Annotated in this window: 21 protein-coding genes; 8 read left to right on the top strand and 13 right to left on the bottom strand. The window is 61.6% G+C overall.

The annotated features are described in order from the left end of the window. Positions 1–15 precede the first annotated feature (15 nt). Positions 16–1,320, bottom strand: a complete 1,305-nt coding sequence (locus tag LOX95_RS04800) for a YceI family protein (protein ID WP_242913332.1) — start codon at positions 1,318–1,320, stop codon at positions 16–18. A gap of 66 nt (positions 1,321–1,386) precedes the next feature. Further along, positions 1,387–2,097 (bottom strand): YceI family protein, encoded by a 711-nt coding sequence (locus tag LOX95_RS04795; RefSeq protein ID WP_242913331.1) that lies wholly within the window; start codon positions 2,095–2,097, stop codon positions 1,387–1,389. Positions 2,098–2,301: 204 nt separating this feature from the next. Between LOX95_RS04795 and mutL the strand changes: the two genes are divergently transcribed. Together mutL and LOX95_RS04785 are read left to right on the top strand one after the other, a co-directional pair. Next, complete coding sequence (gene mutL, locus LOX95_RS04790) at positions 2,302–4,212, top strand: DNA mismatch repair endonuclease MutL (protein WP_242913330.1); 1,911 nt, start codon at positions 2,302–2,304, stop codon at positions 4,210–4,212. A 16-nt stretch (positions 4,213–4,228) separates the two neighbouring features. After that, complete coding sequence (locus LOX95_RS04785; protein ID WP_242913329.1) at positions 4,229–4,693, top strand: low molecular weight protein-tyrosine-phosphatase; 465 nt, start codon at positions 4,229–4,231, stop codon at positions 4,691–4,693. A 3-nt stretch (positions 4,694–4,696) separates the two neighbouring features. Here the strand turns inward: LOX95_RS04785 and LOX95_RS04780 are convergent, their stop codons facing one another. From LOX95_RS04780 to LOX95_RS04765, 4 genes are all read right to left on the bottom strand, one after another. Continuing rightward, entirely contained in the window at positions 4,697–5,026 is a 330-nt protein-coding gene (locus LOX95_RS04780; protein WP_242913328.1) for a DUF2322 family protein, read from the bottom strand. Between the two features lie 62 nt (positions 5,027–5,088). Further along, positions 5,089–6,105 carry a Kelch repeat-containing protein gene (locus LOX95_RS04775; RefSeq protein WP_242913327.1) on the bottom strand — a complete coding sequence of 339 codons (1,017 nt, stop codon included), beginning with the start codon at positions 6,103–6,105 and terminating at the stop codon, positions 5,089–5,091. A gap of 34 nt (positions 6,106–6,139) precedes the next feature. After that, the gene (gene rsmD / locus LOX95_RS04770) at positions 6,140–6,715 is read right to left on the bottom strand and encodes a 16S rRNA (guanine(966)-N(2))-methyltransferase RsmD (protein WP_242913326.1); all 576 of its coding nucleotides are present in this window, start codon (positions 6,713–6,715) and stop codon (positions 6,140–6,142) included. 13 nt (positions 6,716–6,728) lie between these two features. Continuing rightward, entirely contained in the window at positions 6,729–8,423 is a 1,695-nt protein-coding gene (locus LOX95_RS04765; protein WP_242913325.1) for a pseudouridine synthase, read from the bottom strand. 12 nt (positions 8,424–8,435) lie between these two features. Here LOX95_RS04765 and tadA point away from each other — a divergent pair, with 12 nt between their 5' ends. Then, the gene (tadA, locus tag LOX95_RS04760; protein WP_242913324.1) at positions 8,436–8,885 is read left to right on the top strand and encodes a tRNA adenosine(34) deaminase TadA; all 450 of its coding nucleotides are present in this window, start codon (positions 8,436–8,438) and stop codon (positions 8,883–8,885) included. 95 nt (positions 8,886–8,980) lie between these two features. Then, entirely contained in the window at positions 8,981–9,355 is a 375-nt protein-coding gene (locus tag LOX95_RS04755) for a hypothetical protein (protein ID WP_242913323.1), read from the top strand. On the opposite strand, the gene LOX95_RS04750 is transcribed toward LOX95_RS04755, so the two are convergent. The 3 genes from LOX95_RS04750 to LOX95_RS04740 form a co-directional block, all read right to left on the bottom strand. Further along, positions 9,352–9,654: a GNAT family N-acetyltransferase gene (locus LOX95_RS04750; RefSeq protein ID WP_242913322.1), complete on the bottom strand. Its 303-nt coding sequence runs from the start codon at positions 9,652–9,654 to the stop codon at positions 9,352–9,354. The two genes, LOX95_RS04755 and LOX95_RS04750, sit on opposite strands and share 4 nt — an antisense overlap. Positions 9,655–9,936: 282 nt before the next feature. Next, entirely contained in the window at positions 9,937–11,043 is a 1,107-nt protein-coding gene (gene aroB, locus LOX95_RS04745; RefSeq protein WP_242913321.1) for a 3-dehydroquinate synthase, read from the bottom strand. Beyond that, positions 11,040–11,609: a shikimate kinase gene (locus tag LOX95_RS04740; protein ID WP_242913320.1), complete on the bottom strand. Its 570-nt coding sequence runs from the start codon at positions 11,607–11,609 to the stop codon at positions 11,040–11,042. Before LOX95_RS04740 ends, aroB begins: the two co-directional genes overlap by 4 nt. A gap of 59 nt (positions 11,610–11,668) precedes the next feature. On the opposite strand from LOX95_RS04740, the gene LOX95_RS04735 reads away from it, so the two are divergent. From LOX95_RS04735 to LOX95_RS04720, 4 genes are all read left to right on the top strand, one after another. Next, complete coding sequence (locus LOX95_RS04735; RefSeq protein ID WP_242913319.1) at positions 11,669–12,595, top strand: site-specific tyrosine recombinase XerD; 927 nt, start codon at positions 11,669–11,671, stop codon at positions 12,593–12,595. Positions 12,596–12,688: 93 nt separating this feature from the next. Continuing rightward, entirely contained in the window at positions 12,689–13,639 is a 951-nt protein-coding gene (locus LOX95_RS04730) for an acetyl-CoA carboxylase carboxyltransferase subunit alpha (protein ID WP_242913318.1), read from the top strand. Between the two features lie 29 nt (positions 13,640–13,668). Next, a complete protein-coding gene (locus LOX95_RS04725; protein ID WP_242913317.1) occupies positions 13,669–14,232 on the top strand; it encodes a response regulator in 564 nt (187 codons plus the stop codon). Continuing rightward, on the top strand, positions 14,229–14,699 hold the full coding sequence (locus LOX95_RS04720; protein WP_242913316.1) for a chemotaxis protein CheE: 471 nt from the start codon (positions 14,229–14,231) through the stop codon (positions 14,697–14,699). The genes LOX95_RS04725 and LOX95_RS04720 overlap by 4 nt, the downstream gene beginning before the upstream one ends. On the opposite strand, the gene LOX95_RS04715 is transcribed toward LOX95_RS04720, so the two are convergent. From LOX95_RS04715 to LOX95_RS04700, 4 genes are all read right to left on the bottom strand, one after another. After that, a complete protein-coding gene (locus LOX95_RS04715; RefSeq protein ID WP_242913315.1) occupies positions 14,696–16,576 on the bottom strand; it encodes an ABCB family ABC transporter ATP-binding protein/permease in 1,881 nt (626 codons plus the stop codon). The two genes, LOX95_RS04720 and LOX95_RS04715, sit on opposite strands and share 4 nt — an antisense overlap. Positions 16,577–16,622: 46 nt before the next feature. After that, complete coding sequence (locus LOX95_RS04710) at positions 16,623–17,639, bottom strand: threonine aldolase family protein (RefSeq protein WP_242913314.1); 1,017 nt, start codon at positions 17,637–17,639, stop codon at positions 16,623–16,625. A gap of 5 nt (positions 17,640–17,644) precedes the next feature. After that, complete coding sequence (locus LOX95_RS04705) at positions 17,645–18,577, bottom strand: mechanosensitive ion channel family protein (RefSeq protein WP_242913313.1); 933 nt, start codon at positions 18,575–18,577, stop codon at positions 17,645–17,647. 68 nt (positions 18,578–18,645) lie between these two features. Next, the gene (locus LOX95_RS04700; protein ID WP_242913312.1) at positions 18,646–20,463 is read right to left on the bottom strand and encodes a response regulator; all 1,818 of its coding nucleotides are present in this window, start codon (positions 20,461–20,463) and stop codon (positions 18,646–18,648) included. Positions 20,464–20,528: the final 65 nt, after the last annotated feature.

The raw sequence follows: 20,528 nt of genomic DNA, 5'->3' as shown, positions 1-20,528 counted from the left end.
TAATAGGCGGTAACATTAGGCCGCTTTTTTCGCTCGTACCTTGATCTCGACGTCGATCATCTTCGAGACCCAGCCTGCGGCGGCGTCAGACACCATGCCGAGGTCCAGTTGAGTGCGATCAACCGACACCTTGCCCGAGACGTTGGCCTCTCCCGACGCCTCGTCAAAGGTGAAAGGCAGCACGACGGGCTGGGACGTCGATTTGATTCGCAGCGTGCCACGTGCCTCGTAGCGGTTACCGCCCAAAGCGACGAACTCAGAAGCTTCAAAACGCGCCGTCGGGAACTGGGCCGGATTGAACCATTCAGCACCCTTCAGCGCGCCATCCTTGGTGGCATCTCCGGTTTGGGCCGATGCCGTTTCGACAGTGACCACCGCCGTCGAGCCTGCCAGATCAGCAGGATCGAAATGGATTTCGGCGGTCCAGCTGTTGAACTTGCCCGTGAAGGCCGCGCCAGAGTGCGTACCGCTGAACTGGATCGAGGACGCCGCCTGATCCACGGTCCACGTCGATGCAGTGCCTGCCTTCAGGGCCGTATCGTTTGCAGCAGCAGCCACCGTCGCCGGAGCGTCTGCCTGCGCCAGCGGAGCGGGCTTGGCGGCGATTGCGAACGTCAGGCCGATGATGGCGACAAAGGCGACGCCTGCGAAACCATCGACCCATTTTTCCTTTGCGCTTGGCGGCGCGGCCAGTGGCACGTCCGCGTGCGGCAGGACCGGAACCATGTGCGCCAACACGCCGTCACGGTTGAGGAACTGGTGCTTCAACGCCGCCCCAACATGCAGCACCACTAATACGATGGCCCCCCATGCCAGTTTGCTGTGCGCACCCATAGCCATATAGCCGATGGTACGGCGCACGGCCTCGCTCGCATGTTCGATGAAGCCGATGTGCGGGATGGCAAACAGGCCGAACCAGCTTGTCGGTACCGACAGCGGCGTGTCGGTCGCCACGGCCCAACCGCTCGACACATAGGCCCAGCCCGTCAGCGGCAGCCCCAGCATCAGCGCGTAAAACGCCACATGCGTCGCGCGCGCCGCAAAACGCTCCCAGCCATGCATTTGCGCAGGCAACCGCGGCACGGGATGCGTCAAACGCCACACGATCCGCAGGAGCGTAAGCGCCAAAATCAAAAAGCCGACCGACTTGTGAATCTGGAACACGCGATAGGCCAGCGCCTGTGTCTCGGCCTGCTCAATCGCGTCGGACATCCACCACCCCATCGGGATCATGGCCAGAATGGACAGGCCAATCAGCCAGTGCAAAAGGATAGCAACAGCAGGATAGCGGTCGCGGCTGTGGGTGGCTGATGTGGTCATGGCGTTCAAGGGGTCTGGGGGATCACAAAAAACGGGTGGAGGTCATCCCTCCACCCGCGTTGCCACTTATTGGGCGGCCGCCGGTGCTGCCAGAGCCGCTTCCTTGATGAACTCACCGTCGAAGCGCACGGTCACTTCGTCACCGACATAGCCAGCCGCCATGCCGAAATCGGTACGCTTGAAAGTGCCTTCAGCGGCAAAACCGATGGCCGGAACCTGCATGAACGGATGGCTTTCGATCTCTCCGTTGAAGGTGGCCTTGAAGGTCACCGGCTTGGTGACGCCGAGGAAGGTCAGGTCGCCGGTCACGTCAGCGGTGCGGTCACCGGTCTTGGTCACCTTGGTCGATTTAAAGGTCATCTGGCCGAACTTGCCTGCATTCAGGTTTGCCGGATTGTTGGCGATGTCTTCATTCCAGTTCTTGAAGCCGCTGTTGGCGTGGGTGCCCGTGTAATCCCCCGGGAAGTTGGCATCGACCGACTTGGGATCAACGCTCATCTCCACGGTGCTGTTTTCCAGATTAGACGGATCCAGCGTTACCTTGGCTTCCACCTTGTTGAAGCGCACGGTGTAGTTCGAGATCGAGTTATGCAGCACAGAGGCTTGCAGGATGGCGTGCGTCGGGTCCAGCACATAGACGCCAGCAGGAGCCTTGAGGTCCACCGGACCTGCGGCCGCCGGAGCAGCGGCAGTATTTTCATTTGCGGCGTTCGGCTGACCGCAGGCGGCGAGAAGTGCGGCGGCGGCCACGGCGATAAGGCTGGCTTTGATTTTCATAGTAGACCTTCTTCAGTTTAGCCCTGCCCCGCCACACGAATGTCGAGGCCTTGATGAAGCGGAATCGACCGCTTGAGAACGGTATCAGTATATGTATCAGTTTTAGTTCTACAAGCCCGACCCCAAATAAAATCACATTGAAATGTTAGCTTCCAGCAAACGGTGGATGCATCAAGGCGCTGCGCCGCCTATCTTGAGACTCGCATGCCTATTCGTCGTCTCCCGCCCGAAACCGTAAACCGCATCGCCGCCGGCGAAGTGGTGGAACGCCCTGCCAGCGCCATCAAAGAACTGGTGGAAAACGCCATCGACGCGGGCGCGACCCATATTGAAATCCAGGCAGACGGCGGCGGCCTGACCCGCATCCTCATCGCCGACGACGGCAAGGGCATCCCAAAGGAAGAACTGCCCATCGCGGTCGAGCGTCACGCGACCTCCAAGCTGGAGCCGGACGATGCAGGCGATGTAGACCTGCTGCGTATCTTTACGCTGGGCTTCCGCGGCGAGGCCCTGCCCTCTATTGGGTCGGTCGCCCGTCTGACCATTACGACCCGCGCCAAGTCCGATGCCGGTCAGCAGGAAGCGTGGGCCATCACCGTCGAAGGCGGCGACCACAAACCGGTCGCACCCGCAGGCTTCCCCGGGCCTCACGGCGCACGGGTCGAGGTGCGCGACCTGTTCTATGCCACCCCCGCCCGACTGAAGTTCATGAAGTCGGAGCGATCCGAAGCCATGGCGATCTCCGAAGAGATCAAACGTCAGGCGATGGCGCATGAAGATGTGGCTTTCGCCCTGACGCTGGACGGCAAGACGACGCTGCGCCTGCCCGCCGAACACAAAGGCGATGAAGGCCGCCTACGCCGCCTGGGCGCGATCCTTGGGCGCGACTTTGAAGCCAATGCCCTGCTGATCGATCAGGAGCGCGACGGGGTACGCCTGTCGGGTTATGCGGGCCTGCCGACCTATTCGCGAGGAAATGCTGCGCACCAGTTCCTGTTCGTGAATGGTCGTCCCGTGCGCGATCGCCTACTGCAAGGCGCGCTGCGCGGGGCCTATGCCGATTTCCTCGCGCGTGACCGCCATCCGGCAGCAGCGCTGTTTATCGATATCGACCCGCTTTACGTTGACGTGAACGTTCACCCCGCCAAGGCCGAGGTTCGTTTCCGCGATCCGGCATTGGTGCGGGGTTTGATCGTCGGCGCATTGAAACATGCGCTGCACGCTGCCGGTCACCGCGCCTCCACCACCGTGGCGGCCGATGCTTTGTCGGGCTTTCAACCGCATACAGGCGTGCAGACCTATGGCGATCAGGCCTCCATGCCCCCGTCTGCAGCGGGCTTTTCGGGTTGGGCTGGTTGGTCCAAGCCCGACGCGGTTTCCCAGATCATCCCCGGCTTGTCGGAGCGTTCAGCACGCGTGGAGCACACTTGGTCGGGCCAGCAAGCCGCGCCGACTTTCCGTACCTTGTCCGAGGTTCAAGCAGAGCACGCGGGCCAGATTGCGCCGCAGCCGAATACCCCGGTCGATCCTATCGACTTTCCGCTTGGGGCCGCCCGCGCGCAGCTACATGGCACCTATATCGTCGCGCAGACCCGCGATGGTCTGGTCATCGTCGACCAGCACGCTGCCCACGAACGCCTCGTCTATGAACGTATGAAGGTGCAGATGGAGGGGGGGCACGTCACCCGTCAGGCCCTGCTGACGCCGGAGGTGGTGGAACTGGACCCGTCCGAGGCCGACCGCATTGGCGCCAAGTCTGAAGAACTGGCCGAGATGGGCCTGATCGTCGAGCCGTTCGGGGCAGGCGCGGTTCTGGTACGCGAGACGCCGGCCCTGCTTGGCGATACCGACGTTCAAGGCCTGATCCGCGATATCGCCGACGACCTTTCCGAACACGGAGCGGCACTGTCGTTGAAAGAGCGGATGGCAGAGGTCTGCGGCACCATGGCCTGCCACGGCTCGGTGCGTTCGGGCCGTGTGCTCAGTGCCCCTGAAATGAATGCCCTGCTGCGCCAGATGGAAGCCACGCCCCACTCCGGTCAGTGCAACCATGGCCGTCCAACCTATGTGGAGCTAAAGCTCAACGATCTAGAAAAGCTGTTTGGTCGTCGATAGTTAAAGGCGCGACTTAATGTTCAAATCGGTTCTATTCGTCTGTCTTGGAAACATCTGCCGCTCGCCGCTGGCAGAGGGGGCGTTCCGCGCTGAGGTGGCTGGTCTCAAGCTGCCAGTCGTGACTGACAGTGCGGGCACTGCTGCCTATCACATCGACGAAAAGCCCGATCCTCGCGCCATCGCTACGGCAAAGCGCAATGGCGTGGACATATCCACCCTGCGAGGTCGTCAGGTTAAAGTGGCCGACTTCACGCGCTTTGACCACATCGTGGCGATGGATGCCGATAATCTGGCCAATCTGAAGCGCATCATGCCAGCTGATGCGACCGCGAAACTTAGCCTAATGCTGGATTGGGCCGGTCGTAAGGGCGAGAGCGTGCAAGACCCGTATTACGGGGATGATGACGGCTTCAACATCACTTGGGCCGATGTGGTCGAGGCATCGAAAGGCCTCGCCGACCACCTTGCCAACGAGGCCTGAGCCTTAAGCTGCGACCAGCCTGATTTGCAGTGGCTTGGCACCGCCCACAATGTCGAGCAGACGGTCGATATTGGGGTGCGCACCCGGATGTTGGCGAGCGTCCGGCGTGTGTTCGGCAAATACCATCAGCCCATGCGCTGCTGCTTCGGCGTCCAACGCACCGAACTCATTCTGCAAGTACTGGTAAACCGCCAACGAGCCTTGCTTGCCCGGTTGGTTCTCGATGGTCGCCACAACAGCACCAGCGCCATCCAGCAGTTCGATCTGCTCTAGCCCCTCGATAGAGGGCAGAAGCTGCAGGTTGTCTTTGAAAGAAGCTGTCGGCTGGATCATGGGACACACTCTATTGAAGTTGTGCATGCCCTAGCAGGTCCTGAAATCCGACTGAATGTCTTTTAGAACCGTAGCGCTTCCACCACTCCGCTGGCTTTTCCGCCGGAATAGACCTCTCCGCCAGCCAGCGCATAGACGACGCCATCAACCGCTGCGCCTGCCAAGCCGTGGCGCGGCACGCCCATATCCGGCCCGCGTGTCCAATTGTCGGAAGCGATGTCGTAAACCCAGGTCTCGGTGAACACCCCACCCGGCCGCGTCAGCCACTCGCCGCCAAAGGCGACAAGCTTCTCTCCCACGGCGGCCATAGCCAGCCCACCGCCGACCTGATTGCCACTATCGGACGCAGGGATTGGACTTAAAGTATCCCAGCGATCCGATCGAGGGTCATAGCGGTCCAGACGCCCCGTCCCGCGCCCGCCTTCGACTGTTCGACCGCCCGCGACGTAGATCTGCCCGTGGTGGACACTAGCCGCCGCGCTGTTGCGGGCCGCAGGGGCTGGTCTTGCTGTATCCCACGCCCCCTCGGACGCGTCGAACACCAGATGGGTCGTCACATCGGCCTGATCGTTCCATTGGCCGTTTCTCCCTGTGACCGGCGAGCGCCCACCGATCAGGTGAACGCGATCCTCAACGGTGGCCCCCACGGTTTCGGCCAGCGGCTGCGGCATTTGCCCGACCGGCCGCCAAAGGTCGCCGTCCAGCACCCAGACGTCGGTCATGGAAGTCCACTCCCCGCCCTCCCGACGGTCATATCCACCAAAGGACCAGAGGTGCCCCTTGGCGGTCGCCAGCATCGGGTGGTGACGCGGTTGCGGCAGACGAGCGGCCTCGGACCAACTATCGGTGGCGGGATCATACGCGCCTACGCGGTCGTTGATCCGCGTGTGCAGCCGGTCACGGATTAGCCCGCCCGCGACGTAGATCTTTCCATCCAGAACCGCGCAGTACACCTCCTGCGTAGCCCACGGCATATCGGCCCGACGCTGCCAACGCGGTTTTGTTTGGGCCATAGCGATTTTGGGAAGTGCCGCCGTTACGGCGACAGAGACGATAAGGCTGCGGCGATGAATCATCATGCGCCACAGCCTATCAACGATATTCTGCGTAATGCTACTCTGAAGGAGCGACCTTCAGGAACAGAACGCGCGCCGCGCCGTAGTCGCGGGCATCCATGCGTTCGTAACCGGGCGTTTCAATCTCCGGTTCGTCAGAGCCGCGCTCGTAAACAACCACGGCATTGGGGGCCAGCCAGTTGCCTTCCAGCAGTTTTTCCAGCGTCTGCTCGCCCAGACCCTTGCCGTAAGGAGGGTCAAGGAAAGCCAGCGTGAAGGCTTCCCCCGCCGAGCCCGGACGCGGACCCAGATCGGTGGCGCTGCGGCGGTGGACACGGGTGCGTCCGAACAGGCCGTAGGCATCCATGTTTTCACGGATGGCACCGCGTGCACCGTCGTCGGTTTCGACGAACAGGCAGAAGGCACCACCGCGCGAAATTGCTTCATAGCCCAGCGCGCCCGAGCCGGCGTACAGGTCGATGACCCGTGCGCCATCCAGAACGTCTTCAGCCCAGCCAGCGTGCTCAAGCACGTTAAAGATGGCCTGACGCGCGCGGTCGGACGTCGGGCGGGTGCCCTGCCCTTCCGGCGCGACAATGGCGCGACCTTTGAGACTGCCAGCGACAATCCGCATCGTCGGCTAGTCCTTAGCTACGACCGCGAGGGCCGCCGCGACCACCACCGAATGGCTTGCCCGAGGGCTTGCCATCCGACGGGCGATCACCGAACGAACGACCAGCAGGCTTACCGCCCGGCTTGCCGCCAAACGACTTACCGCCCGACGGACGGTCACCACCGGAACGCTCACCCGTCGGACGGTCGCCATAGGTGCGGCCAGCAGGCTTGTCGCCGAACGAGCGTTCGCCTGTAGGACGATCGCCGTAGGAACGGCCAGCAGGTTTGCCACCCGGCTTGCCCCCAAAAGTCCGCTCACCACCCGACGGGCGGTCACCGTACGAACGACCGGTAGGCTTGTCGCCAAACGACTTGCCCGCGGGCTTGCGGCGGTCGTCAATAAACTGGTCTGCACGCAGTTCACGGTTGAACGGCTTGCGCGGACGTTCCGACGAAGCGCCCTCGTCACCTTCACGCGGTTCCGGACGGGCGCGCGGTTTGAAGGTCTTGGTGTGCTCGAACTTCGGCTTGGCCTTGGCCCAGCCTTCCTTCTTCACCGGACGCGCCGGTTTAGCCGGAACGCCGTCCTCGACCGCCTGATTGGCAGCACGAACGCGGCTGGGCTTGCGCGACGGATCTGACATGGCCGAACCCGAGCGTCCCTTGATGATCGCACCAGCCGGACGACGGCCCGGGATCGGCGCAGGGGTCGCGACCGAGTTACCGGTCGGCAGGTTTTCCGGCCGGATGTATTCGCTCAGCATCTCGCGGATGACGCGCGGGCCGACTTCCTCGACCGTGTTCACCGGCAGGGTACCGAGGTTGAACGGGCCATAGGCCAGACGGATCAGGCGGTTGACCTGAAGACCGAGGCTTTCAAGAACCTTACGGACTTCGCGGTTTTTGCCTTCGGTGATCGAAACGCTGATCCAGAGGTTGGCCGAGCTCGGCTGACCGTCCTCTTCTTTTTCCTTGGCCTTGTCGATCTTGGCGTCGACCGGACCATAGCGGACGCCGTCAACGACGACGCCTTCCTTAAGCGTGTCCAGCTTGTCCTGAGTAATACGGCCACGGGCGCGGGCGCGATAGTGACGCACCAGCGCGGTGTCCGGCAGTTCCAGAGCACGGCTCAGCTCACCGTCGTTGGTCAGCAGCAGCAGACCTTCGGTAGCCAAGTCGAGGCGACCAACCGAGATCACGCGTGGCAGATCAGCCGGAAGCGCGTCCCAAACAGTCGGGCGACCTGCCGGATCGTTGTGGCTGGTGATCAGGCCGGCTGGCTTGTGATAGCGCCAGACGCGGGTGGCCTCGGCGGCACCAACGGGCTTTCCATCGACGGTGATGACGTCATCACGCTTTACCAGCACGGCTGGCGTGTCGAGGATGCGACCGTTTACGGCAACCTTGCCAAGGCCAATCAGACGCTCAACCTCACGACGCGAAGCGATACCTGCGCGTGCCAGTGCTTTGGCAATGCGTTCGGTACGTTCGGGTGTCGCGGGCTTCGCAGCCGGCTTGGAACCCTTGGGGCCGCGGTTTTCGAATCGACCCTCGGTGCGCGGACGGTCATCGTCACGCGAACGGGGGCCGCGGTCGTCAAACTTGCGGTCTTTCTTGTCACCAGAGCCGAATTTCGGGCCCTTATCGGCGAATTTACGGGGACCGCGCGATGCGTCATCTTGACGGGCGCGGGGCTTCTTGTCGTTGTCTCGGGGATGGCGATCCATGATGAGCGGTTCATGAGCATGGCGCTGGACTTGGCGCAAGCGGCAGCTGAAGCTGGCGAGGTGCCTGTCGGCGCAGTGATAGTGAACGAATTAACCGGCGAAGTGATAGGTAAAGGGCAAAACTGTCCAATCACAAGCCATGATCCGACGGCTCACGCCGAAATCGTGGCTCTGCGCGACGCAGCAGCCACGGTCGAGAATTATCGACTAACGGACCTCACTTTATATGTAACGCTGGAACCGTGCGCCATGTGCGCAGGTGCGATCAGCCATGCGCGTATCGGACGCGTTGTCTGGGGAGCGAATGATCCCAAGGGCGGCGCCGTATTGCACGGTCCGAAATTCTTCGAACAGCCCACCTGCCATTGGCGGCCCGAAATCGAAGCCGGCATTCAGGCTGAAACCGCCGCTGAGCAGTTGAAATCCTTTTTCCGTTCCCGTCGAAAATCCAGACCCGCTTAGTCTGACGCTGTTCTTTTCGGAACTGTGCCGTACCCGCCGAGTTAGTCACACGGGCGCAGATAGCGTTCGGGCAAGTTTCAAATCAGGTTGGCAACGTGAAGGCACAGATTGTTTCGGTCGTCGTATTGATGCTGGCGGCTTGCCACCCTGCAGAGCGTTCGTCGCAGACGACAGCAGGCGATCGCCCCGACATTGCCGACAATGTCCGCCCCGACGACGCTGCAGAGTGGACTTTGATGTGCGCCAACGGGATAGGATTGGTCGCGACGTTCGACCATCCGCGCCAGATGGCCACTGTGCGCCGGTCAGACGGACTTGCCGCAGATCTCATGCGCGAGCCCACCTCTACCGGTTACGAGTTCAAGGCCACCCAAACCGAACTCAAGGGTGTCGGAAAGAATGCTACGTGGCGCGAGCCCCGACTGGCCGACACCACCTGCACCGTCACCGAGGTCAAACCGCGCGACTAGGACCTGTTCGCCAGTCTGGCTTGCAGCTTCGCCCGCACCTCGGGCCATTCCACATCCTTCAGAATCGAGAACTGTGCCGTGTCTCGCATGCGGCCGGTCCATGTCCGCTTGTGCTGCCTTAGCGTGCCCTCAAAGGTCGCGCCCAGTTTGCGGATAGCAGCCTGACTGGCTGCATTCAGAGCGTCGGTGATGATTTCCACGCGGATCATGCCATGAGCGAAGGCATAGTCTAGAAGCAGCAGCTTCGAAGCGGGATTGATGGCACTGCCGAACTGCAGGAACGTAGAAAGTCGATCCAATCTCGCACCGGAGATGTTCGAAACGTATTTCGTAAAGGCTGGTCGTCCCCACGACCTGTTGGTCTGCCTGACGGCGCACCGCATAGGCTATGCGTGAGCCGCTTTCCATTGCCGTAATGGCCGCCGACCACCAAGGCTCGAAGTGGCGACCGTAGGCAGCCCCGACCATGCCGTGCCAAGCCTCCGGATCGTGATCCAATGCACGCGCGACCTCGGCCTTGTGCCTGTCGCTGAATGGCTCCAGCCGTTCATGCTCGTCTTCAAGCACGACGGGGAAAAGCATTAGTCTGCGCCTTCAGACTTGAGGAAGGCCATGACCGAAGCGGTGTCTGCTTTCTTGTCGACGAACGCCTGCCCTATGCCCGTGGCCAGAACCAGCGTGAGGTTTCCGCCCTCGGCCTTTTTGTCGCCGAGCATACGGGACAACAGCACGTCGGCTTTGAAAGCATGCGCGATGTCGGAAAGCCGTGTGGGCAGGCCCGCCGAGCGAATGCCCTGCTCTGCCCGCTCGGCGTCCTCGGCCGAGCACAGACCCGTCGATGCCGAATACCGGAAAGCCATGGCACAGCCGAGGGCCACGGCCTCGCCGTGTGTCAGGGTATCGTCGAAACCGACTTCGACCTCCAGCGCATGGCCGAAGGTGTGACCGAGATTGAGCAGCGCGCGCCGGCCAGCTTCCTTCTCGTCTTCACCAACCACTTGCGCCTTGATCTCGACCGAACGGACAACAGCCTTGGTCAGCGCAGCGGCATCGCCCGCCGCTCCCACAGCCCCCTCGCCGGCAAGCCATTCGAAATATTCCGCATCACAGATGAGGCCGTGCTTGAGGATTTCAGCCCAGCCGGATCGGATTTGCCGTGCGGGCAGCGTCGACAGCAGATCGATGTCGGCCAGAACCAGACGCGGCTGGTGGAATGCGCCGATCAGGTTCTTCCCGCGCGGGGTATCGATGGCTGTTTTCCCGCCCACCGATGAATCCACTTGGGCCAACAAGGTGGTCGGCACCTGAACGAAATCGATACCGCGCATGAACAGTGCAGCGGCCAACCCGGCCAGATCACCGATCACTCCGCCGCCCAGCGCCACAACAAGGCTGCGACGATCCAGTCCGTGCGCGATCACCTGATCCAGCACAGCGTCCAACTGGGCAAAGGACTTGGATGCCTCGCCCGCCGGCACGACGACCAGTTCAGCCGGCACGCCTGCTTCCCGCAGAGAGTTCAGCGCGGCGTCGGCATGGATGCCGGACACAGTGCTGTCGGTAATCACCGCCACACGGGTCGGAGCCAAGGCCTTTACCCGCGCACCCAGCGTCGCCAGCAGGCCATTTCCGACCAGCACTTCATAGGGTTGGAAATCGCCGCCTTCGACGCGGATAGCCGTGATCATTTGTTCAGTGCGCCTTGTGCGTATGCTCTCAAAGCCGTCAGCATCGCATCGACCGCAACGCCGTGGGACCCGCCCCCGACATCGACGGTCAAATCGGCCTCGGCGTAAACGGGATATCTCTTTTCAGCCAATTCGCTCAGGACTTGCAGCGTGTCGCGGCCGCGCAAGAGCGGTCGGGTATCGCGTCGCGCCACGCGCTCGGCGATGACTTCCAGATCGGCGCGCATCCATACGGTCACAGCATGGTCTTTCAGCATGCGGCGCGTCTCTTCGTTCATCATCGCCCCGCCACCGGTTGCCAGAATGACCGGCGGCCCTTCAAGCAGGCGCTTCATCACGCGGGCTTCCCCAGCGCGGAACTCGGCTTCGCCACGGGTCGAAAAGATTTCGCTGACTGTCATTCCGGCTGCAGATTCGATCTCGTGATCGCCATCCGCAAAGGGCAGGTTCAAGCGCGCCGCCAAACGGCGCCCGACTGTCGATTTGCCGACGCCCATCAGACCCACCAACGCTATGGTGCGGTTCAACTTTATTATCGGAGAATCGGGCGAGGCAGCACAGTTCATGTTCTTAACGCCCTCTTCTATACACGGATGAACAAACCTCGCACCCCTCAGCACCGCCGATGACCCCACAAATCGAAGCCTTTTTGGAAATGATGGCCGTCGAGCGGGACGCCTCTCCGCACACGCTTGCTGCCTATGGTCGCGACCTCACGGACGCCGAGCAGTCATTGTCCGGTGCCGGAGGATTGTTGAAGGCAGATCAGGAAGACGTCGAGGGCTGGTATTCCGATCTCTCGCGACGCGGACTGTCTGCCGCAACGGCGGCGCGTCGTCGTGCGTCCGTTCGGCAGTTCTACCGCTTTGCCATGGGCGAAGGTTGGCGCACAGATGATCCTTCGCGGCGGCTGGATGCCCCCAAGCAAGGTCGCCCCCTGCCCAAAAGCCTGTCGCGGGAAGAAGTGGATCGATTGCTCTCCACCATCGCCGAGCGTGACAGCGCTTCGGCGGTCCGGCTGCTTGCGCTGGTGGAGTTGACCTACGCCTCCGGCATGCGCGTATCGGAGGTTCTGGGTCTCAAACTATCGGCGGTTCAGCGCGATCCGGCCTATTTGATTATCACCGGCAAGGGCAACAAGGAGCGGTTGGTGCCGCTGAATGCCTCTGCCCGGGAAGCTGTGAAGACGTGGCTGGAGATTCGCAGCCAGCCCCGCGCCAAGGCCGACAACAAACAGGCCGAGGCGAAACTGGCGGCCAATCCATGGCTATTCCCTTCGACGGGAAGAACGGGCCACCTCACCCCTCGCCGCTTCGCACAGCTGTTGGACGAGGCCGCCGCCGCTGCGGGAATCGATCCCGCGCGCATAAGTCCGCACGTGTTGCGCCACGCCTTCGCGACGCACCTGCTGGAAGGCGGGGCCGATTTACGGGTGGTCCAAACCCTGCTGGGGCATGCGGACATCTCGACAACACAGATCTACACCCACGTCGCCACCGACCGATTGTCGCAAGTGGTGCACAAGTCGCACCCGCTGGCGCGAAAAAACTGATATCAAGCTGACTATTGCCCCGAACCCCTACGGGTTTTAGGGTCCGCCACTTTCCGTAGCGCCAAGATGGCGCGGTCGTTACACGGGCGCTTTATGGCCACGCACTATCTCGAGTTCGAAAAACCCATCGCAGAACTGGAAGCGAAGATCGCCGAGCTTTCGCAGCTCGCTCCGTCCAGCGGTTCGTTCGAGGATGAGATCAACACCCTCAGGAACAAGGCTGCGGTCCTGCGCTCCGAGACCTATGCCAATCTCGATCCGTGGATGCGCACTCAGGTTGCTCGCCACCCGCAGCGTCCGCATTTCATCGACTATATCGATGGCTTGTTCACCGATTTCGAAGAACTGCACGGTGACCGCCAGTTCGGCGATGACCAAGCCATTCTAGGCGGCGTCGCACGTTTCCGGGGTCAGGGCGTTGTCATCATGGGCCACGAAAAGGGCCATGACACGCAGACCCGCCTGCGCCACAACTTCGGCATGGCTCGCCCCGAGGGCTACCGCAAGGCGGTGCGCCTGATGGACATGGCCGAGCAGTTCGGCCTTCCGGTCCTCAGCTTCGTCGACACCGCCGGTGCCTATCCGGGCCTTGGTGCCGAAGAGCGCGGTCAGGCCGAGGCCATCGCCCGCTCGACCGAGCGCGGCCTCACGCTGGGCGTGCCTTACATCGCCACTGTCACCGGTGAAGGTGGTTCAGGCGGTGCTATCGCCATCGCTGCGGCCAACCGTGTGATGATGCTGGAACACTCCATCTATTCAGTGATTTCGCCGGAAGGTGCCGCAGGCATCCTGTGGCGCGACGGCAGCCGCGCGAAAGATGCGGCCATGGCCATGCGAATCACCGGTCCCGACCTTATGGAACTGAAGATCGTTGATCGCGTGATCAAGGAGCCGGTCGGGGGTGCCCACACCGCGCCAGCAGAAGCCCTCACCTCTGTCGGCGATGCCATCGAGGAAGAGCTCAAGACCCTATCAAGCCTGTCTGCCGCCGAACTGCGCACCCAGCGTGCAGATCGCTTCTACGCCATCGGCCGTCTAGGCTAAGCCTCAAACCAAGTTCGGAGACGGCCAGCGTGTCATTCACGGCAACGCGTTCGCCAGGCATCGGGGAAGCCCTGCGCGAAAGCGCCGTCTTCAACTTTGAAGGCGCGGTGACCATGGTCATCGATGATTCCCCGTTCGCGCTGGAACTGACCATGCGCGCGCTCAACGGCTTCGGCTTGAAGACCCGCCATGCCTGCGCGTCTGCAGTCGAAGCCATCTCCATTCTCAAGGAAAATCCGATCGACCTGATTCTGGTGGACTCGGATATGCCCGGCATGACGGGGTTCGAGTTCGTGCGGTGGTTACGACGCTCGAAGCTGGAACCAAACGCATTCGCGCCCGTAATCATGACTGCCGCGCACGTACGACAGTCACAGGTCGCCGAGGCCCGCGATTGTGGTGCCAACTTCCTGATTACCAAGCCTTTCAGTTCGCTCACCCTTCTAGAGCGAATCGTCTGGGTCTCGCGCGACAACCGACCGTTTATGGAGGTCGGGGACTATCTAGGTCCCGACCGCCGCTTCAAATCCGAACCCTATGCCGGCCCCGAGCGCCGCGCCGACGAGATACGCAGAAAGGCAGGTAAGGAATGACGACTGTAATTACCCACAATCGTCGCCGCTCCCGCCTCTCCAGCCTGATCGATCAGCCAGGCGGCATCAGCACACGCATTGCCCTAAAACAGGCGGCCGAGAACCTCGCCGGTCTGGAAAGCCAGAGCCTCGCTCTGGTCGAAGAAACGATCCAGAAGCTGGCGGACATGTCGCCGCCTGCATCGATCGATGAAGTGCACGACAAGCTGAAGGAGGCCTATGCCCTGTCGGCGGGTATTATCGACGCCGCGGGCCCCTTTGCGCGCGAAGACCTGTGCCGTGCGGCCACCAACCTGTGCGACCTGCTGGATGGTTCGCCTGTCGATCAGATGTTCGACTGGCGCATCATCACCGTGCACGCTCAGAGCTTCCGGTTGCTGCTGATCCTGCCTGAGGAACAGGCCGAGGCCCGCAAACAGGTTCTGGCCAGCTTGCAGGAAGTGCTTAAGGCCAAACTGGGCGCTTAAGCGTCCGTTTGGCCTGCACGGGTCTGTTTGCGCCACAAGGTGGCGTATTCGCCGCCCTGACGTGCCACCAGTTCATGGTGGGCCCCCCGCTCGATGATCTTGCCCGCCTTCAAAACCAGTATCTGGTCGGCATCCACAATGGTGGAAAGGCGGTGCGCAATAACCAGCGTCGTCCGGCCCCTGCGTGCTTTCCGCAGCGTCTGCTGGATGGCCGACTCTGTACGGCTGTCCAAGGCGCTGGTCGCTTCATCGAGAATAAGGACACACGGGTCGGCAATCAGTGCGCGGGCGATACCCACACGCTGGCGTTCGCCACCTGACAACTTGAGGCCACGCTCGCCCACCTTTGTTTCCAGACCGTCGGGCAAGGTGCGGATGAAATCACCCAGTTCGGCCGCTTCGACCGCCGCCCAGATTTCCTGCTCGCTCGCACTGGGCCGGGCGAAGGCGATATTGGCTGCCAGCGTGTCGTTGAAGAGCGCCACATCCTGCGGAACAAGAGCCACTGCCTGACGCAGCGACTGTTGCTTGATCTTGCGGACATCATGGCTCGCAACCGACACACTGCCCGACTGGGCATCCAGCAGTCTGAGGGCCAGTTTGACGATTGTGGACTTGCCCGCTCCAGAAGGACCTACAAGCGCGGTGGTCGTGTGTGCCGGGACGGTGAAGCTGACATCCGTCAGACCGTTTGCGCGCGCGTCGTGACGGAAGCTGACGTGATCGAACTTCACCTCGGCACCGCAGTCGCCTTCGGGGCGCGGTAGATCCTTCGCATCGGGCGCATCCGCCACCAGAGGCTTCTCGCGCATCACCTTAAGCATCTCTTCCATGTCGATGAAAGATTGACGGATTTCCCGGTAGGCGAAGCCGAGGATATTCAACGGTTGGTACAGCGAAGTCATGATCAGGACAGCCGCCGTGACATCCCCCGGCCCCATCCGTCCCGCAGCGGCTTCAAAGCCGGCCATCACCGCCATGACACCCAGCCCCACATTCATGATGACCGCTTGAATGAGGTTCAGCGCCGCCAACGACGAGTTCGCCTTTAGCGAAGCTGTGGCGTAGGCCGACAGGGAGCGCTCATAAGCCGCCGACGTGCGATCTTCAGCGCCGAACGATTTGACCGTCTCGTAGTTCAGCAGTGCATCAACCGACAAGCCGGCCGCCTCGGCGTCGGCCGCGTTCATCGTGCGCCTGTGTTCCAGTCGCCAGTTGGCCATCATGAAGGTGACGGTCGCATAAACGGCCACCACAACAATCGCCACCAATGCGAAACGCCAGTCGTACTTTCCACCCAGAACCGCAGCAGCGAGCACGAGCTCCAGCAGCGTAGGCCCCAGATTGAACATCAGGATGCGCAGCAGGAAGTCGACCGCCCGCGATCCGCGATCCATCACCCGCGACAAGGTCCCTGAGCGTTTGGTCTGGTGGAAATCGGTCGATAGGCTCAATGCGTGGGCAAAAGCATCAGCCGCCGTCTTCCGTTGCGCCGCCGCTCGCACGGGCGCGAATACGACGTCGGAGAGTTGAGGCGTGGCCGCTGCCAACAGGCGTATAACCGCCCAACCGACAGCAAAAGCGGCAAATCCCAGCCCCACAGAGGCGGCTGCGCCCTGCCCTTCGGCCAGCTTGTTCACCGCTGCACCAAGCACCAACGGAGCCGCGACGCCCAAACCCTTGCCTGCCAGGGTCAGGCCAACAGCGCCTGTGATCCGCCACGGCAACTGAGGCGCACCCGAACGCCCGACCAATGAGATCAGATTGCCGATTGCGGCCAAGGTTTTGGGCGAGTCAGACACCGCAGTATCTGCTCCGGCCTGTGTGGCCTTGGTGGTTACATCGCCCCGTCGCGAACCGCCTCTTTCACCACGCATGGTTCGCTGCCTTCCTTTGGGTTTGCGGCCTATGGGGCAAAGCCCCTCAGTCCAAATTGCTCAAGACAGCGATAAGTTCATCAACTGCCTCGGTTTTCGTTGCCCACGAGCATACAAAACGAACGGAACCGTCATCGAATGCGTAAACCGCGAAACCTTTGTTCCGGACCGCTGCCAAGGCTTCGTCCGACATACGCACGAAGACAGTGTTGGATTCCACCGGATGGGCCAGCACGAACGGCGTGGAGGCTTCAATCCCATCGGCCAGACGCTGCGCCATAGCGTTGGCGTTCTGAGCGCCGGAAAGCCACTCGCCACTCTGGATTAGCCCACCCAAAGGCGCAGCCAACAGACGGCCCTTCGATGCGGTCTGACCGGATTGCTTCAACCGGTTGTCCAGACGCGACGAAAGCGAACGGTTGAGCACCACCAAGGCTTCGACACCGTGTGCACCGGCCTTTGCGCCACCCAGACTGATGATATCGACGCCCATACGTCCCAACGACTTGGGGTCAAAGCCCGCAGCCACCGCGTTGGCCAGACGCGCGCCATCAACGTGCACGCCCAGATTGGCTCCCTTAGCCATGCGGATCAGCAGCGCCATCTCGTCTTCGCTGTAAACCGTGCCGTATTCGGTGGCTTGGGTCAGGGTCAGGGCAGCGGGAGGTTGACGATGGCCGACGACAGGCTCGTCCAGAGCGGCGCACAGGCCATCCACGTCGATCTTGCCCGAGTACCCCGGCAAGCCGATCAGACCCATGCCATGGCCGAAGAAACCGGGCGCGCCGGTTTCATCCGTACAGACGTGCGCCGTATGGTGCGCCAAAACTGCCTCGAAAGGCTGGGCCAGCATCGAAAGCGCAATGGAGTTCGCTGCCGTTCCGCTGAATACGAAACGAACATCGGCATCCACATCCAGCAATCCGCGAACTGCATCGGCAGCCTTTGCTGAGTAGGCGTCCGCTCCATATCCCGCTGCGAAATCCTGGTTGGCATCCACCAGCGCCTTTAGCGCGGACGGAGCCATCCCTGCGGTGTTGTCGGAGGCAAAATCGTAACGCAACGCACTCAGTCTTTCTGAACGGGGGCTTGGTCCGGCGCTGGCATCATCGCCAGTTCGCCGTGATTGATTGAGACTTGATGCGGGTATGGAATCTCGACGCCGGCACGATCCAGCGCTTCTTTACCCGCTTGAATAAGGTCTGACTGCGTCTGGAAGTGGTCGTCGGACCGCACCCAAGCCTGCAAGGTCACTTGAACGGCACTATCCTGTAAGGCCGTCACACCGCACCATACCGAGGGCTCTTTCAGCACGCGAAAATGGCCAATCGCGGTGTTCGTCAGAATCTCGCGAACCTTGTTGAGGTTCTCGCCGTAACCCACGGTGAAATGGATTTCGATGCGGCGATTGGTTTGGCCGCTGAGGTTGGTGATCACGTCGCCCAGCACCTTAGCGTTCGGCACGATCACCTTGCTGCTTCCTGCGGTCGACAGTTGGGTGGTGAACAGGTCCAGCTTCTGGACCTGCCCCGTAACGCCGCCGATCTCGATAACCTCGCCCACACGATATGGACGCAACAGGAGCAGCATCACACCTGCCGCCACGTTGGATAGCGTACCCTGAAGCGCCAGACCCACAGCCAGCGACGCTGCGCCCAGCACGGCAATGATCGAAGTCGTCTGGACGCCCAGTCGCTGAAGCACCGCAATCATACCGATCACGATCACCACGACCCGCACGATCTGAACGAGGAATGCCAAAACTGTCGGATCGCGACGCACCGCGCGGGTGCGCGACAGGATTTTGCGCGCTGCAGAACTGGCCCATTTCGCCGCCACCAGCGTGACAACGAAGATTACCAGCGCGATCACCAGGTTGATCGCAAAGCCACCCAGCATGTCGATGGCCTTGGCAATGACGACAGCGTCTGCGCTCAGACGCTTGTCGATTTCAGCCAGAGTGGGCGGCAAGGCAGTAACGGCGGCGGGATCGATAATCATTCCCATAGGCTAACGCCTTGGCCGCCGAATGGAAGCGCATGATTAAGCTTATTCTTTCCCGACCTCACCTAGGCGGCAAAGTGGGCCAGCTCCGTCGTTGCGCTAAGTCCTCGCAGGGCGGCCCGCCCCTCACATGACCGGTTCATGTATGTAGCCAACTGCCTGAAATCGATCGGCTTGTTCAGATAGGCATCGGCACCGGCATCGAACCCTGCCTGATGGTCCTCAACGCGAGCAGAGGCCGACAAGACGATGATGGGCGTTTCCGCATTCAGTGATGAGCCCTGACGAATCTGGCGGGTCGCCTCCAGCCCGTCCATGACCGGCATGTTCACGTCCATGACAATTAGATCGAAGGCCTGTGTCGAAGCCTGCTCAACCGCCATCCCGCCGTGTTCGGCTGTCGTGGCCTGATGCCCGTTGCTGCCCATCCACGCTTCGAGGATCATCCGGTTCACCGGGTGGTCCTCGACGACCAACACGTTAAGACCTTCGACCTCGCCTTGTGCGCTGGCTTCGGTTTCTTCGACCACCTGATCGTCCCACGCGACGACTTCGGCCTCGACCATGAAGGTGAAGGTGGAACCTACGCCAACTTCAGAAACAACATGAATATCACCCTGCATGATATTGGCCAGTCGACGAGAAATGGTCAGGCCAAGTCCCGTGCCGCCATATTTACGCGTCGACGAGTTGTCGATCTGGGTGAAGGGCTGGAACAGTCGTTGCAGGTCATCCGGCGCGATACCGGCCCCCGAATCCTCGACCGAGAATTCAAAAGCAACGCGGTTGTCCGCAATCCTGCGACCGAAGACGCCGTAGCGAATCTCGCCCTTGTCCGTGAACTTCACGGCGTTCGACAGCAGGTTGGACAGGATTTGCGAAACACGCAGAGGATCCCCGCGCACAATCGCTGGCACCTCACCGCTAAAGACCGGCGTGATAACGAGGCCTTTCGCCCTCGCCTGTGCTTCAAATGGCGACAGCAGGCGGCGATGGAGCGCATCGAGGTCGATATCGACCACTTCAAAAGACATCTTGCCCGCCTCGATCTTGGTCAGATCAAGGATGTCGTTCAGCAGAGAAAGCAGGCTGTCGCCCGAGTTGCGGATGATAGACAGCATCTCGCGCTGCTGGGCATCGAGGCGTGAAGCGCTCAACAACTGAGCCGCACCCAGAACGCCGTTCATGGGCGTGCGAAGTTCGTGCGAAATCACACCGAGGAAACTGGATTTGGCGGTATTGGCCGCATCGGCCTTGTCGCGCGCTGCTTCCAGTTCGGCGATCAAGTGGGTCTGGTGCTCCTGGAAGGCGATGATCCGCTCTTCGCGCAGCATGGTCATCAAGACCAGCACGAACAGACCGCCCAACATAAGCGGACCCATCGCCAGAAACGCCCAGAACTCGGGCGTGCCCCAAAGCGAGGAAGCGATGATGACGGCTGCGCCGCCATAGGGCGACGAGATCAGCACGGCCTGACGCGGGGAGTTTCGCAGTTGCGCGAAAACCAACACATAGCCAGAGGCCAAAAGGGCCACGGCCATCTCCTGACCGAAGGATCGGCCGGAAAACCACGCCAGCAACGGAGCCGCCGCCCAAGCGACGGTCGACAAGGTCGCCACCGCAAGGAAGATTGTGCCCCAGTCGTTCTGCTCCCGACGGCTCGCGCGGCGCTCTGCCAGACTACGCAGCATGCCTGCCGTCAGCGTGGCCACAAACCACGCCATCCCGACCTTCAGGCCCACTGTGGCGCACATAGCGACACCCCAGCTGACGATGATCAGGTACCTGAGATACTGCGTCTCTAAAATTGCGCTCAGCGCTTGACCAGCCGAGCCCGGCACGTCGCCATGTAGGCCACGCCCGATACTTCCACCACCCACCATATTGGCCGCCCCTCGCGTCCCACGGCTATTTCGTTGGCGGCGACATTATGGTCGAGTCGCTAAGA

The sequence above is a fragment of the Brevundimonas pishanensis genome, assembly GCF_022750635.1.
GTDB lineage: Bacteria > Pseudomonadota > Alphaproteobacteria > Caulobacterales > Caulobacteraceae > Brevundimonas > Brevundimonas pishanensis.
The sequence above is the reverse complement of the archived record's forward strand: the minus strand, read 5'-3'. Positions and strand labels throughout refer to the sequence as shown.